Annotated in this window: 14 protein-coding genes; 1 reads left to right on the forward strand and 13 read right to left on the reverse strand. The window is 42.8% G+C overall.

The features are described 5' to 3' along the window. Positions 1–15 precede the first annotated feature (15 nt). The 7 genes from rpsA to prsW form a co-directional block, all read right to left on the reverse strand. Positions 16–1,155 (reverse strand): 30S ribosomal protein S1, encoded by a 1,140-nt coding sequence (gene rpsA, locus BTO28_RS15065; RefSeq protein WP_076767761.1) that lies wholly within the window; start codon positions 1,153–1,155, stop codon positions 16–18. A 98-nt stretch (positions 1,156–1,253) separates the two neighbouring features. Beyond that, positions 1,254–1,847, reverse strand: coding sequence for a lysophospholipid acyltransferase family protein (locus tag BTO28_RS15070; protein WP_076767763.1), 594 nt, complete (start codon positions 1,845–1,847; stop codon positions 1,254–1,256). After that, entirely contained in the window at positions 1,844–2,518 is a 675-nt protein-coding gene (cmk, locus tag BTO28_RS15075; RefSeq protein WP_076767765.1) for a (d)CMP kinase, read from the reverse strand. The genes BTO28_RS15070 and cmk overlap by 4 nt, the downstream gene beginning before the upstream one ends. Positions 2,519–2,596: 78 nt before the next feature. Beyond that, complete coding sequence (locus tag BTO28_RS15080) at positions 2,597–3,265, reverse strand: flagellar brake protein (protein ID WP_083711673.1); 669 nt, start codon at positions 3,263–3,265, stop codon at positions 2,597–2,599. Positions 3,266–3,357: 92 nt separating this feature from the next. Continuing rightward, positions 3,358–4,689: a germination protein YpeB gene (gene ypeB, locus BTO28_RS15085; protein ID WP_076767767.1), complete on the reverse strand. Its 1,332-nt coding sequence runs from the start codon at positions 4,687–4,689 to the stop codon at positions 3,358–3,360. Between the two features lie 11 nt (positions 4,690–4,700). Next, positions 4,701–5,450 (reverse strand): spore cortex-lytic enzyme, encoded by a 750-nt coding sequence (sleB, locus tag BTO28_RS15090; protein WP_076767770.1) that lies wholly within the window; start codon positions 5,448–5,450, stop codon positions 4,701–4,703. 100 nt (positions 5,451–5,550) lie between these two features. After that, positions 5,551–6,219, reverse strand: coding sequence for a glutamic-type intramembrane protease PrsW (prsW, locus tag BTO28_RS15095; protein WP_076767897.1), 669 nt, complete (start codon positions 6,217–6,219; stop codon positions 5,551–5,553). An 88-nt stretch (positions 6,220–6,307) separates the two neighbouring features. Here prsW and BTO28_RS15100 point away from each other — a divergent pair, with 88 nt between their 5' ends. After that, positions 6,308–7,261 (forward strand): asparaginase, encoded by a 954-nt coding sequence (locus tag BTO28_RS15100; RefSeq protein WP_076767772.1) that lies wholly within the window; start codon positions 6,308–6,310, stop codon positions 7,259–7,261. Positions 7,262–7,276: 15 nt separating this feature from the next. On the opposite strand, the gene BTO28_RS15105 is transcribed toward BTO28_RS15100, so the two are convergent. From BTO28_RS15105 to BTO28_RS15130, 6 genes are all read right to left on the reverse strand, one after another. Beyond that, positions 7,277–8,254 carry a YpdA family putative bacillithiol disulfide reductase gene (locus BTO28_RS15105; protein ID WP_076767774.1) on the reverse strand — a complete coding sequence of 326 codons (978 nt, stop codon included), beginning with the start codon at positions 8,252–8,254 and terminating at the stop codon, positions 7,277–7,279. A gap of 76 nt (positions 8,255–8,330) precedes the next feature. Beyond that, positions 8,331–9,215 carry a MerR family transcriptional regulator gene (locus tag BTO28_RS15110; RefSeq protein WP_076767776.1) on the reverse strand — a complete coding sequence of 295 codons (885 nt, stop codon included), beginning with the start codon at positions 9,213–9,215 and terminating at the stop codon, positions 8,331–8,333. Positions 9,216–9,247: 32 nt separating this feature from the next. Beyond that, the gene (locus tag BTO28_RS15115; RefSeq protein WP_076767778.1) at positions 9,248–10,006 is read right to left on the reverse strand and encodes a metallophosphoesterase; all 759 of its coding nucleotides are present in this window, start codon (positions 10,004–10,006) and stop codon (positions 9,248–9,250) included. A 29-nt stretch (positions 10,007–10,035) separates the two neighbouring features. Continuing rightward, a complete protein-coding gene (locus tag BTO28_RS15120; RefSeq protein ID WP_076767780.1) occupies positions 10,036–10,320 on the reverse strand; it encodes a hypothetical protein in 285 nt (94 codons plus the stop codon). Between the two features lie 76 nt (positions 10,321–10,396). Then, entirely contained in the window at positions 10,397–11,839 is a 1,443-nt protein-coding gene (locus BTO28_RS15125) for a RecQ family ATP-dependent DNA helicase (RefSeq protein WP_076767782.1), read from the reverse strand. After that, the gene (locus BTO28_RS15130; RefSeq protein WP_083711675.1) at positions 11,836–12,861 is read right to left on the reverse strand and encodes a helix-turn-helix domain-containing protein; all 1,026 of its coding nucleotides are present in this window, start codon (positions 12,859–12,861) and stop codon (positions 11,836–11,838) included. Before BTO28_RS15130 ends, BTO28_RS15125 begins: the two co-directional genes overlap by 4 nt. Positions 12,862–13,006 lie beyond the last annotated feature (145 nt).

Below are 13,006 nucleotides of genomic sequence, written 5' to 3' on the forward strand. Positions count from 1 at the left end.
CTATCCTTCACCATCTTACTTTAAGTCTTTCAGCTGATCACCAAGAATATCACCAATCTGGAATCCTGAACTTTCTTCCGGTAGTTCATAAGAATTCACGGTTTCTTCCGCCTCATGTTCTTCAAATGGCTTCATTGTGAGTGAAAGGCGGTGTTCACTTTCGTTTGCATCCAATACTTTCACTTTTACCTTTTGCCCTTCTTCAAGCATCTCATGAGGTGTCCCGATATGACGGTTGGATATTTGGGAAATATGCACAAGTCCTTCTACACCAGGGAACACTTCAACGAATGCACCATAGGATACGAGACGTTTTACTGTACCTTCAAGCTCTGATCCGATCGGTGCACGTTCGGCAATATTCTCCCAAGGTCCAGGCAGTGTTTCTTTTATTGATAAAGATATGCGCTCGCTGTCGCGGTCAATCGAAAGTACTTTTACTTTTACTTCTTCGCCTTCTTTTAATACATCAGAGGGCTTTTCAACGTGTTCGTGGGACAGCTGTGAAATGTGAACAAGTCCGTCCACACCGCCGATATCAACAAACGCCCCGAAATCCGTTAGACGCTGCACCTTTCCTTCCAGTACATCTCCCGCCTGAATGTCTTCGAGCACTTTTTGTTTGTTTTCCGCTTTCTCGATGTCGAGAACAGCACGGTGTGATAAGATCAAGCGGTTTTTATCTTGTTCAAGTTCAACAATTTTAAGCTTAATCACTCTACCTTTATAATCTTCAAAATCCTCAACGAAGTGATCTTCAACTAGGGAAGCTGGGATAAATCCACGAATTCCAAGATCAACGACAAGGCCGCCTTTGACAACCTCTTTTATTTCCGCTTCAAAGATTTCACCTTCTTCAAAACGGCGCTGCATAGCATCCCATGCTGTTTCAGCATCTGCTTTCCGTTTTGATAAAACGAAAAGATCATCTTCTTCTTTTGTTACAAGCAGTTCAAGCTCGTCGCCTTCTTTGACGACGTCCGATGCTTTTTCTACGTGAAGGCTTGACAGTTCACTGATCGGAATGATGCCGTCTTTCTTGCTGTCCGCGATTTCAACCTGGACTTGCTTTTCTTCGACTTTCACGACCGTGGCGCGCACTTTATCACCAACGGAGTAGTTATTCACTTCTACCTGGTTCATATCCTCTGTCATATGTAATCCTCCTCAATACAAAACTGCTGTCAATTTTTAAAAAATTCTTTCTTCTAACTTCTTACAAACGCGCGAATTTGTCAAGTTAGAAGCTCAGCTCATACAGAATGTTCTTGGATTAATTGGCCGATGGTATTCATGATCATTTCCGTCGCCTCTTCGGCTGATGCTTTTCGATCACGCAGCGGCTGCATGTCAATTGGCGGGCCATATACGACCTTTAGCTTTCGACCGATTTTGTACGGTCCAATGACAGCACATGGAACGACCGCGGCTTCCGTACGGAGTGCAAAAAATCCTGCTCCGGCAAGTCCTTTTCCGAGCTTCCCATCTTTTGAACGAGTGCCTTCTGGAAACAAACCAAGAACCTGTCCTTCTTTTAACATTTTCAATCCGCTTCGCAGTGCTTCACGGTCACTCATGCCTCGTTTCACGGGAAATGCGTTTAATCCATGCATCAGTTTTTCAGTCCACTTTGTCCGGAAAAGTTCTTCTTTTGCCATGAACCGAACAGGACGCTTCGACGTGATCCCAACTACAGGGGGATCAAGATTGTCGATATGATTGGCGCACAAAAGCACGCCGCCCTCTTTCGGAAAATTTTCCAGACCCGTTACCTGAATGCGGTAGGCAGGCGTTAATACCATTTTCACCACTGTTTTTGCGATTGTATAAAAAGTAACCACCGTCATCTGATCCTTTCTTGCACATTCGTCATGATCGCTTCAACAACCTGCTCAATTGTCATGAATGTCGTATCGATTTCAATCGCATCATCCGCTTTCTTTAGCGGTGACTCCAATCGTTCCATATCCATGCGGTCGCGCGCTTCAATCTCTTTTTTTAAATTCTCCAAATCTGATGAAAATCCTTTTTTCAGATTTTCTGCATGGCGTCTGTTTGCCCTCTCTTCTGCACCGGCCAGTAAAAATATTTTCAACTCTGCATTCGGGAGCACGCTCGTACCAATATCGCGTCCATCCATGACAATACCGCCTTTTGATGCCAGCTGCTGCTGGCGAAGTGTCATGTCTCGGCGCACTTCGCTGTGACGGGCAACAGCCGAGACATTATTTGTAACATCATTTTTACGAATGGCATCTGTCACATTGACTCCATCTAGTAAGACAATCTGTCTGTCCTTTCCTTGTTTCAATGTAATGTCAGTTTCTGAGAGCAGTCTTCCAAGGGCTTCCCCGTCTTCAAGATTTATGCCACACTTCAGCGCTTTATACGCAATCGCTCTGTACATCGCACCTGTGTCGATATAAATATATGAAAGCCTTTCTGCTACCTGTTTCGCCGTCGTACTTTTTCCGGCAGCAGCCGGCCCGTCAATCGCAATTTGAATCTGCCTTTCCATTACGTCACCTCTTCAAAAAAGTCTTACTTATTTTATCACACATATGTATAGATATAAAAAAAGAACCCCATAGGGCTCTTATTCCAAACCTTTTTTTCGTAATTGAAGCTGTTGTTCAAAACAATATCGCATTAAGAACTTCTGTTCTGTATGCCCAATATCCCGGAATTCAAAGGAAGCAATCCGCCGGTCACTTTTGTCATGTGAATAAATACGCACCAATGAGGCAGCCAGTTCTAGATAATGATTTTCACCATTCTTCGTCGGAATAACCGCGTATAAACAAGCAGACACACCTTCCTCAGCCTTTGCATTATCCGGCATGATAACTGCTGTTCCACCCGCACTTAGGTCTTCAGTCACTGCTGCAAAAGAAGGCTGTCCTTCAATTTGAACAGCAATGTCTATCGCAGTCTGTACACGCACGTACTCTCGACGCTGTACGCGGATATATTCTGTGATTCCCGGGTCATGAAGCATTAACATCGGGATGTTCTTTTTCACTCTTCCGATTACTTCTGTGCGAAACATATAGATTGCTGAAGAGGAAGCCGGATCAATAAAATTTACCGCTAGCTGCATCCCATCAAGCATAAATACAGAACGATTTGTTTCAATATTCACCGGATCGCCGATGAAAATTTTTCCTTGTTCCACATCCACCACTTTACATCGGTATTCCTCTTTTTTATCTGTTGCGTCAAACGGTTCAAGCATAATTGTTACGCCAGCCTTTAGCATACCCATCACTCACTTTTCCAGGAATTACGCCTTTTTCCCTAGGCGCATCTGGAAAAAATTATAATGGAAATCCCACCGGAATGCAACGAACCTTCTGCTTAATAACCTGCTTCTGCTTCAGATAGCTTTTCAATCCGCTCTTCTTTTCCGTTGTTTGCGTTAATGAAAATTCGATAAGAAGCTGTGCCATTCTCAGCTAAAAATTCGTAGCAAAGCACATCCTTTAAAAGGTTGTTTGTCACAATCGCTTGTTGAGCTTCCATCACACTAAGCTTTGGATGCAGTTCTTTTTTTGCCTGTTCAACTGTTAATGCTGGTGATTCAATTTTACGTTCCTTTTTATTTTTCCAATAGTTTTGCGCTTCAAGTCCTGTCACGACTCCGTTATCCAGTGCAACTTTCATCGTAAGCGATTCAGGGTATATCATCGTATCGCCTTGCTTTCTTGTAAAAGTAAATACACCAGTATGATCATATTGCGCGCTATTTGTCATCACCATATTGTCAAATCCATGCTTTTCTAAAAATGCCGATGCTTTTTCAGAAGCGTTATTTAAGCTGATTTTACTTTTTTTAGTATCTCGATTGACGGTAAATGTAAGAGGATATCCACCCTTCTCTGTCACATCCATGGTTGCTTCTTCGCCTTTTTGTCCGGTAACAGAGACGTTATAAAAAGGGATCGCAGCATCCTTTAAACTTTTTTCCACTTTCGTCACTTCCGGGTCTATATTGAAATATTCTTTTGCGATAGAGGCAGCTTCATCTTTTGATATATTTTCACCTGACAGCTTTTTTAACGCATCATCCGATACGGACTTTTCTACTTGCGTTGCCTGAAAAACATCTGTTTCAGGAAATTCTGATGCTTTTTTCTCAATGTTGTTAAACCCGTCAACAACCGTATTATCCTTTGGTTCCTCACCGTTGGCATTTGCATGGGCAACGTCGGTCCAGCGTAAATTTTTATCGAGAACAGACAGCTGCACCGAGCGAAGTTCTTTTTGAATATCCTCTGCCTGACTGTACAATGATTCAAGCTGTTCATATTCTTTATCTGATAATGGTTCTTGGTCTAAATCCCGTACGGCTGTTTTATAAGTAAAATTCCCGCTGTTGCCCAGAAACTCCTCCGTTTTTGAAAAAGGCAAATACCCGAGCGGCAGCCGGCTGATTGCATTATGGGCTTCTGATGTCAGCCGCCATACATCCGTTAAAGCGGGTGTTAAATTTTCTTTTGAATTCATCGCAAGCGCTTCTCCTGTCCGGTCGTGAATAACGTCGACTTGGTAGACAAGCTCATGAAACGCCTGCTGATAACCGTTTTCCGCTTCTATCATCAACGCTTCTTTTTGTCTGTATTGTGTATATCCCCAGTAAGCAGTTACGGCCAGAAGAACAGCTAGGACTGCTGGTGTAAATGAACGCATCTTTTTCACTCCTATTCACAAAAAATATGCTGACCGATTTTTTTTATTTGTGGCCTTGACCAAATCCAATCACTTGTAGCAGTATCCGGATTAAAGTAATAGAGTGCTTCACCGGTCGGGTCCCACCCGTTTATTGCATCCAGCACCGCTTTTTTTGCCGTTTCATCTGGTGTCAGCCAAATTTGCCCGTCTGCCACCGCTGTAAATGCAAGCGGTTCAAAAATGACACCAGCCACAGTATTGGGAAAGGTTTCACTTCCAATCCTGTTTAAAATGACAGCCGCTACTGCTACTTGGCCTTCATACGGTTCACCACGAGCTTCACCATAAACGGCATTCGCCATTAACTGAATATCATTTTGCGAAAAACCAGCCGGTGTATTGACAGACTGCGCAGTTGTCTTTGCTCCACCATAATAGGTGAATGAACGTCCCTTTCGAATCTGGCTTTTTACATGCGCTTCATCATATTTTGACGCCCGCTCCAGCTTCCTTTTTGTATCTTCCCCTGCAAGACCATCTACCGGCAAACCAAACGACTCTTGAAAATTACGAAGCGCCCAGTATGTGGACCAGCCGAACACGCCATCAATTTGGTCACGGTAATACCCTGTATACTGAAGGCGTGCTTGCAATTCAATGACATCATCCCCTTCTGCACCGCGCTGAATGACTTGATTAGAAAACGCACCAGCGTGATGAGCTGTAAATAAAAGAATAGCCGACACACATATAAGGGCCGCTTTTTTCCATTTCCGCATATCATTCACCATCCTGTCTCAATATGAAGTTATTGTGACACGCTCAACATTCTTTTATTCACACAAAAAGACGCTGTAAGAATTACTTCTTACAGCGTCTTTACATTTTTGCCCGGTGATACGCTTCCGTTAAAATGTGTGCTTTCTTCACTTTTCTTAAGGCAAACCACCATAAAAAAAGCATGAATGGAATGACGTAATAAATCCATACACTATCGATAAATAAAATATAATCAAATGATCCGTGCAGCAAAAACACAATTATAAACGCAAGGCTGAGCATTTTCTTTTCAAACTGAACTTTGCCAAATTTCGCCCGCCCGAAATAATAGCCCATAATCACACCAAACAGCGCGTGGCTCGAAACGGGCAAAAGCGCTCTTAAAAACGCATATTCTACACCATGCGCTGCCAGATAGAGCACATTTTCAGCCGTCGCAAATCCAAGTGACACACTGGTCGCGTACACGATACCATCATACGGTTCGTCGAAATGAGTATGACGGTAAATTAAATAATATAAAATGAACCATTTCATAAATTCTTCAAGCATAGCCGTTGAGACAAATGCCTGTAAAAAACCATCGGACAAAAGCTGTTCTTCTTCAATTACATATTGTAAAAACATAACCGGAAACGTAATCAAGACGCCATATAAAAATGCCCTGGCGACCATGATGACAGGTTCCGATTCGTAACGGTCCCGCAAATAAAAGTAACAGAGAAGCGCAAGACCAGGTGCAATTCCCGCTGAAAGAATCGGGAGCATACGCTTTTCCTCTTTTCTTTCTGTTTTTTCCATCGTATCATGAGTAATGCATATTGAAAACAAACTTTCCATATAAGGAGCGATAAACATGACACCAAAAAATCTTTTGCTCATCCACACCGGTGGAACAATATCCATGAAAGCAAATGAAGAAACAGGTGCAGTTGATCAAGACGGCAAAAACCCGATTGCTTCTCTGAATGAATTCCCCGGGATCGATGCTGTTTTCTCTGTAAAAGAGCCCTTCCAAATTCCATCCCCGCATATGACGGTTAATGAAATGATGACTATTAAAGAATTAATCGATCAAACGGAGGCAGAGGGTGTTGTGATTACTCACGGTACAGATACAATGGAAGAAACAGCCTATTTTCTTGATTTAACTTTGACCAAACGAATCCCAGTTGTTTTCACCGGTGCAATGCGCTCAAGCAATGAGACCGGTTCCGACGGGCCATCGAATTTAATCAGCGCCGTGAAAACAGCGATGAGTGAAGAAGCCCATGATAAGGGAGTTCTCGTCGTCATGAATGATGCCATTCATAGCGCTCGATATGTGACAAAAGCGAACTGCGGAACCTTAGCTGCCTTTCAAAGTCCGGATACCGGCCCAATTGGTGTGGTATTGAATAACACCGTTCATTTTTTTCACACACCTATGCCATCAGACACATTCGACATTAAAAATGTTAATTTGACTATTCCCGTCTTAACCGCCTATGCCGGTATGGATACATTTTTATTCAACCAGTTATCAAGTTGTGACGGCCTTGTCATTGAAGCCCTCGGTCAAGGCAATTTGCCGCCCGCAGCTGCACAAGCTGTCATTGAATTAATCCAATCGGGTCTGCCTGTCCTCATCACGTCAAGATGTGTCAGCGGGATTGTACAGCCGACCTACTCTTATGAAGGGGGCGGCCGAACATTACAAGAAGCTGGCGCGCTATTTTCAGGAGGTTTGAACGGTCAGAAAGCAAGATTAAAACTGCTTGCTGCTTTATCAGCCGGCCGAAAAGAAGATTTACCGGCCATTTTCCCATAACAAATGGCGGGCTGTTTATTTCCCGCCTTTTTCCCGTTCTAAAATGGCTGCTGCAATTTCACCGCCATGAAAGCGGCCATTTTCAATAAAAATTTCGTTTGCATTATTCCCTGCCGCAATAACACCCGCAATAAATATTCCATTCACATTTGTTTCTTTCGTTTCTTCGTTATAGATCGGTCGTCCTGTCTCCCGGTCGATTTCAACTCCGATTTTCGTAAGAAACGAATGATCTGGGTGATAACCTGTCATCGCGAACACGAAGTCATTTTGAATCGTCACTCTCTGTTTATCCGTTTCGTATGTAAACGAATCTTCTGTTATTTTTCTAGGTTCCGCGTTAAAAACCATCTGAATCTCCCCGTTGCGCACAAGAGCATCAAACTCCGGCAAAATCCACGGCTTTATGCTCGGTGAATACTCGCTTCCACGATAAATGACCGTCACTCTTGCACCTGCTTTATGAAGCTCAAGCGCAGCGTCCACCGCCGAATTTTTGCCGCCAATCACAACGGTGTCTGTATCGAAAAACGGGTGTGCTTCTTTAAAATAATGGAATACATGATCAAGCTCTTCACCGGGGATGTTCATGTAATTCGGATGGTCATAGTACCCTGTAGCAATTATGACATACGGTGCTTCATACTGGCCTTTTGATGTGGAAACGCAAAAAAATCCGTTTTCCTGCCTGGCAATACGGTTTACCTGCTCGAAACGGTTTATGCGCAGTTCTTTTAATTTCACCACTTCCCGATAATAAACAAGCGCTTGATTACGATGCGGTTTGCGTTCTTCAATAATAAATGGGACATCACCAATCGCGAGTTTTTCGCTCGAACTGAAAAATGTTTGATGTGTCGGATATTGATAGATCGCGTTCACGATGTTACCTTTTTCGATAACGAGCGGGTTTTTACCGATTTGTTTCATTGCAATCGCAGCTGCTAAACCGCACGGACCGCCGCCTACAATAATGCAGTCTTCCCTCTTCATTCTAGTTCTCTCCTGTCCTTGTTCATCTCCATAATCTATTGTAGAAAAAAAGACAGATCAATTCAATTAGACACACTTACAGACGGCTGTTCAGCCACTTGCTCCACTCTTCCTCTGTCTTTCCAACAAAAAACCGCTCAGCATATTTTGGCAATCTGTTGGTTAACGCTGCGCCCAAAAGCCCGATCTCTATATCCTTATTCACCTTTCGAAACTCTTCAGCTAACGAAAGTGTCAAAGATACATTCTCCTGTTTTGTACAGGAAATGAACAATAGTTTCGGCTTCACGATACCGGTCACAGTGAACATATCCGCATCAGTTATTCCTGTACCAAGGGAAATGACTTCATACCCGAGACGCCTTACAAAGAAAGTGAAAATAAGCAGTTCCATTTCATTACTTTCTCCCGGACCGTACACAGCCACAATTTTTGGCAGCCCCTGATTAATCGGAAATGAATGCAAGAGCATGTCAATTCGTGATCGAAGAATTGATGCTGCAAAATGCTTGTGAGCTGTCGTAATCGTTTCCTCTTCCCAAAGATTTTCAATTTGGACAAGCAAAGGACCAAGAATACTCATGAAAACGCAGTCAATTGTATAAAGAGCAAATGCCTTGTTGATTATTTTCTGTGCGTTCAATCCGTCAAAATGAAGAAGAGCCTCCAAAAGCTCTTCCGATAATAACTTTTGATAATTCACTTCTGCTGAAAAAGAGGATTTCTGGTCTGTTTCTTGCTGATTAAGAATCGAGACTGCCTGACTGATTGTAAAGCCCTGCTGTACTTTTTCAGACAGCCATTTCAATTTGTGGATATGCTCGTCTGTATATAGTCTGTGTCCCGCATCATTACGGACAGGCTTTAAAATGTGATACCGCCTTTCCCAAGCTCGAAGCGTTCCAGGCTGAATTCCTGTCAATGTAGAGACTGCTTTCATATTATATTTCCCTGCGTTCATCTGCTCGTCCTTTCCAACACGGTGAATATTGTTTACCCTTCCGGCCGCCTAATCGTTATAAAATGTGTTTCAGCACGTGCACCGAGGCGCAGCGGAATGCCAGTTGTCCCGTAACCATTTGATACAAGCATGTGAATGCCGTTCACATGTTTCCACCGACCTTTTTCATACAGCCCCCACCGCCCAAGACGGATTTGTCCACCATGCGTATGCCCGCTTAACATTACAGCAATACGATCTTCTTTTTGAATTTTACGGATAAACCCTGGGTTATGACTGACGATGATTTTATACGCATGAGAAGGAACATCGGAAAGAAGAGAAAATTTATCGATTTTCCCTTTTCCCAGGTCATCTGTTCCAAGAATGTATACATCCGGCGACAAAGCGGCCGATCCATTTTTTAACACCGTCACATTCCATTCAGAGAAAATAGCCGCGAGACGCTCGAATTCAATTTCATAGTCATTATTTCCGGGCACAAAATAAACCGGGGCAACCGCAGCCAGTCTCTTTATATTTTCTCTGATCCGCTCGTCCCGAACGCCTCCTTCACATAAATCTCCGCCAATAATGACCGCCTGTGCGCGTCCCTGAACATGCTTAATAATTGACGGATGGACAAGACGACGATGAATATCTGAAATAAAAAAAAGCGCAAGCGGCGCCTTTTCCGGAAATCGTTTATCGGCTATGATCGTCTCTTTTACTTCATTATGAAAAGCTTCTTTCCACATATAAAGCCCGGCTGCAGCAAATGGTGCCGCAGCCAGTAGGAGTTGTTTCAACATTGGCTTCCCTTCATTTCTGTAAACTATTCTTATTCTGTATCACGCTCTTGATTTTCATCCGCTGTCTCATTTTTTTCTGTAATCACTTGATTCACATCCGTTTTGTCTTCTTTAAACACATACACAGCAAGAAAAGGAGAAGCGATAAAAAAGATTAGCATGACGGTTAACAAAGGATAATGACGTTTTTTTTCGTCTTTTTCTTTTACCGGCCTTTTAAGTGTTTGAAAATCTGTCTCTGTTACATCTTCTTCTACTTTTGTTAAAGGCTTTTTGTTTTTTTCTGCCATTTCACGGTAGGGGTCTTTCACCATGATCGTTCCTCCCAGTTGAATCGTAAAAAGCTTCATTGTTATCATTATACTCGACAAGTACATCCTGGTTAATAGGTCATTTTTCCGGCAGAAGCCGAGCGAGCATATCACGCCAGAATGCCCTCTCCTCAATACGGTTATTCACCTGTTCTTTTTCATAATTAGTTAAATGAATTCCACACCGATCACAGCATTGCGCCTGTTCGACTGACTCTTCATTAAAAAATCGCATATACCCTTTGCGGCGGCAATCCGAAGAAGTAAGCCAGTTCACCATTTCTTTTCGTTTCACAGCTTTTCGCTCAAGTAAATCGTCCCTTTTTTGGCGAATATAATGGGTAGAGTTCACATTCAGCCGTTCGGCTTCTTGTTTGTAGTGAACGGCAAATCGGGCTTGTGTCTCTGACAAGGCAGGCTGAATGTCGCGTACTTTAATCCTTTGTTCAGTCAACTGTCGGATTTGCCCGTCGTCGGGAAACTCCATTTCTGCGATAAATTCATGCAATCTTTCGTCCCCTGGTACATACAGAAGAACAGCTATGGATGCATGACCATCACGCCCAGCCCTTCCAATTTCTTGCAAATAGGATTCCATTTGCGGCGGCATATGATAATGAATGACATATCGTACATTTTCTTTATTAATCCCCATTCCAAATGCACTTGTAGCGCATACGACGTCCAGTTCACCCGTTAGAAATTGATGTTGAATGAGCAGGCGGTCACCAGCATCCATTCCACCGTGATAATAAGCAGCATTATCCATTCCCGCTATTTTTAAGTGTTGGACAGCTTCCTCTGCAGCCTTCCTTCCGGAAAAATACACAATCCCTGGCTTTTGAAAAAACGACACAAGTTCAATGAGCCTTTTTTGCTTATCTGTTTGATCCGGCAACCGTTCTACTTGTATGGCTATATTTTCACGGTTAACAGAAAATACCCATTCTTTTACAGATTCAAGCTGAAGGCCTTCCTTGATATCTTTTCGCACTTTTTCAGTTGCTGTTGCCGTCAACGCCAGGGTTAGCGGGTTCCCGAGTTTTTTCCGAACATCACCAAGCAGACGGTAATCAGGGCGAAAATCATATCCCCACTGAGATATACAGTGCGCTTCATCAACTACAAACAGGGAAACGGTTAACTGATGCAGCGTTTGAATCACATTCGGTATTTGCAGCATTTCCGGCGATAAAAATATAAATTTATACCGGTTCAAGTTGGCGAGAGCAGCTGTTTTTTCTTCATAGTGCAAAAACGAATTCAGTGCAATCACCCGTTTCTCTCCACGCATTTTTAACTGCTCAGTCTGGTCCTGCATAAGAGAAAGGAGTGGTGAAACGATGACTACAGCACCCGGTAAAATATATGCAGGCAGCTGATAACAAAGGGATTTCCCTGTTCCTGTAGGAAGCATGCTGAGCGTATTTTCACCAGAAAGAATTGATTCAATTGTTTCTCTTTGCCCCGGACGGAAAGAGTCAAAACCAAATTGTTCATATAGCAGGTCATCAATCATCATATTGTATTCCTGCTTTCTTTCGCCAGGACAAGCCGAATTTGAAAATAGGAATGTTCCGGCAGCTTTTCTTTTATTGGCTTTAATTGACGATTTGATAGGACTTCAGCCACTTTTAAAACGGCATCTTCTTTCTCTTTATCTATAAATGGCCGGATAGAAAATGACGGATCATTTAACGCCAGTTCAACGACATGGTCTTCGATTGTCGCTTTTTTTAAACGTCTTGCGGGGGCAATCTGATCAATCGTCATGCCTTTTTTTAAATATTCCGCTGTCTGCCTTGCCGATGACGTCAACGTAACCGGGTTATATATATCCGAAACAATCATTTGCAATAAAGGCGTTTTATGAGGTGATTCCGTTACTTTTCGTACCATAGAGTGAAGTGCATGAAGAAACCGAAACCAGTACTCCGTCTCCTCCATCTTCATCCATTCAGCAGCCTGCATGACTGTTTTTCCTGTTTGTCCTTGACCTGAAAACCTAATAACAATGCACTCAGGCTGTTCTGGCAACAGCTGAAATAGATAATCAAGCTCCATAAACAGGGAAGAGGCTAGTTCTTCTTTAGAACAAGGTGCTTTCCTTAAAAAACGCCTCACCCATTCATGAAGTGTTTCATCACGTGTAATTGGATAATAGGAGGAATCACGGTAAGCAAGGTGGGACGCAACCTGGACGAGCAATTGAAGACGACTGAAGAAAACAGAAGCCGTTCCGGAAAACTGCCATCCAGACAAGTCAGGAAATGATCCGGTCTCAGAAAAGCACCCGTTCATTCTCTCAAGGCCTTCTTTTGTCACAAATGGACGATGTAAATCCCCTGCTATATATGTATTTCTCATTAAATTATTCATCATGGTTTCAAATGTATCAGATGTTAAAAATGGAGCCGTATGAAACCATTTTGTCAAACGGTACAAATGCGCGTCTTGAATAGTCTGCGCGGATTTTTTTCCTTTTAATAAATGATAAACAGACGATGACGTGCGCTCTCCTTCTACAGCCTTTATAGCATTCACAATAACGGCCTCCAAGCACCGCACTAATCATCACCCCTTCTTTTTGCTTGTTTCATTGTATCACAAAACATCCGTTCCAGTCCTTTTAATTCTCTTAATGCGAACCCTTTTATTTAGTGCGTGAAGAAGTTTTTTATTGAAAAGT

Origin of the sequence: Domibacillus epiphyticus, assembly GCF_001975785.1 — a bacterium.
In the GTDB taxonomy this organism is placed as follows: Bacteria; Bacillota; Bacilli; order Bacillales; family Domibacillaceae; genus Domibacillus; species Domibacillus epiphyticus.

Coding starts and splice junctions, on each gene's coding strand:
- rpsA (WP_076767761.1), bottom strand. CDS start 1,155: ATGACAGAGGATATGAACCAGGTAGAAGTGAATAACTACTCCGTTGGT.
- BTO28_RS15070 (WP_076767763.1), bottom strand. CDS start 1,847: ATGACGGTGGTTACTTTTTATACAATCGCAAAAACAGTGGTGAAAATG.
- cmk (WP_076767765.1), bottom strand. CDS start 2,518: ATGGAAAGGCAGATTCAAATTGCGATTGACGGGCCGGCTGCTGCCGGA.
- BTO28_RS15080 (WP_083711673.1), bottom strand. CDS start 3,265: ATGGGTATGCTAAAGGCTGGCGTAACAATTATGCTTGAACCGTTTGAC.
- ypeB (WP_076767767.1), bottom strand. CDS start 4,689: ATGCGTTCATTTACACCAGCAGTCCTAGCTGTTCTTCTGGCCGTAACT.
- sleB (WP_076767770.1), bottom strand. CDS start 5,450: ATGCGGAAATGGAAAAAAGCGGCCCTTATATGTGTGTCGGCTATTCTT.
- prsW (WP_076767897.1), bottom strand. CDS start 6,219: ATGCTCCCGATTCTTTCAGCGGGAATTGCACCTGGTCTTGCGCTTCTC.
- BTO28_RS15100 (WP_076767772.1), top strand. CDS start 6,308: ATGACACCAAAAAATCTTTTGCTCATCCACACCGGTGGAACAATATCC.
- BTO28_RS15105 (WP_076767774.1), bottom strand. CDS start 8,254: ATGAAGAGGGAAGACTGCATTATTGTAGGCGGCGGTCCGTGCGGTTTA.
- BTO28_RS15110 (WP_076767776.1), bottom strand. CDS start 9,215: ATGAACGCAGGGAAATATAATATGAAAGCAGTCTCTACATTGACAGGA.
- BTO28_RS15115 (WP_076767778.1), bottom strand. CDS start 10,006: ATGTTGAAACAACTCCTACTGGCTGCGGCACCATTTGCTGCAGCCGGG.
- BTO28_RS15120 (WP_076767780.1), bottom strand. CDS start 10,320: ATGGTGAAAGACCCCTACCGTGAAATGGCAGAAAAAAACAAAAAGCCT.
- BTO28_RS15125 (WP_076767782.1), bottom strand. CDS start 11,839: ATGATGATTGATGACCTGCTATATGAACAATTTGGTTTTGACTCTTTC.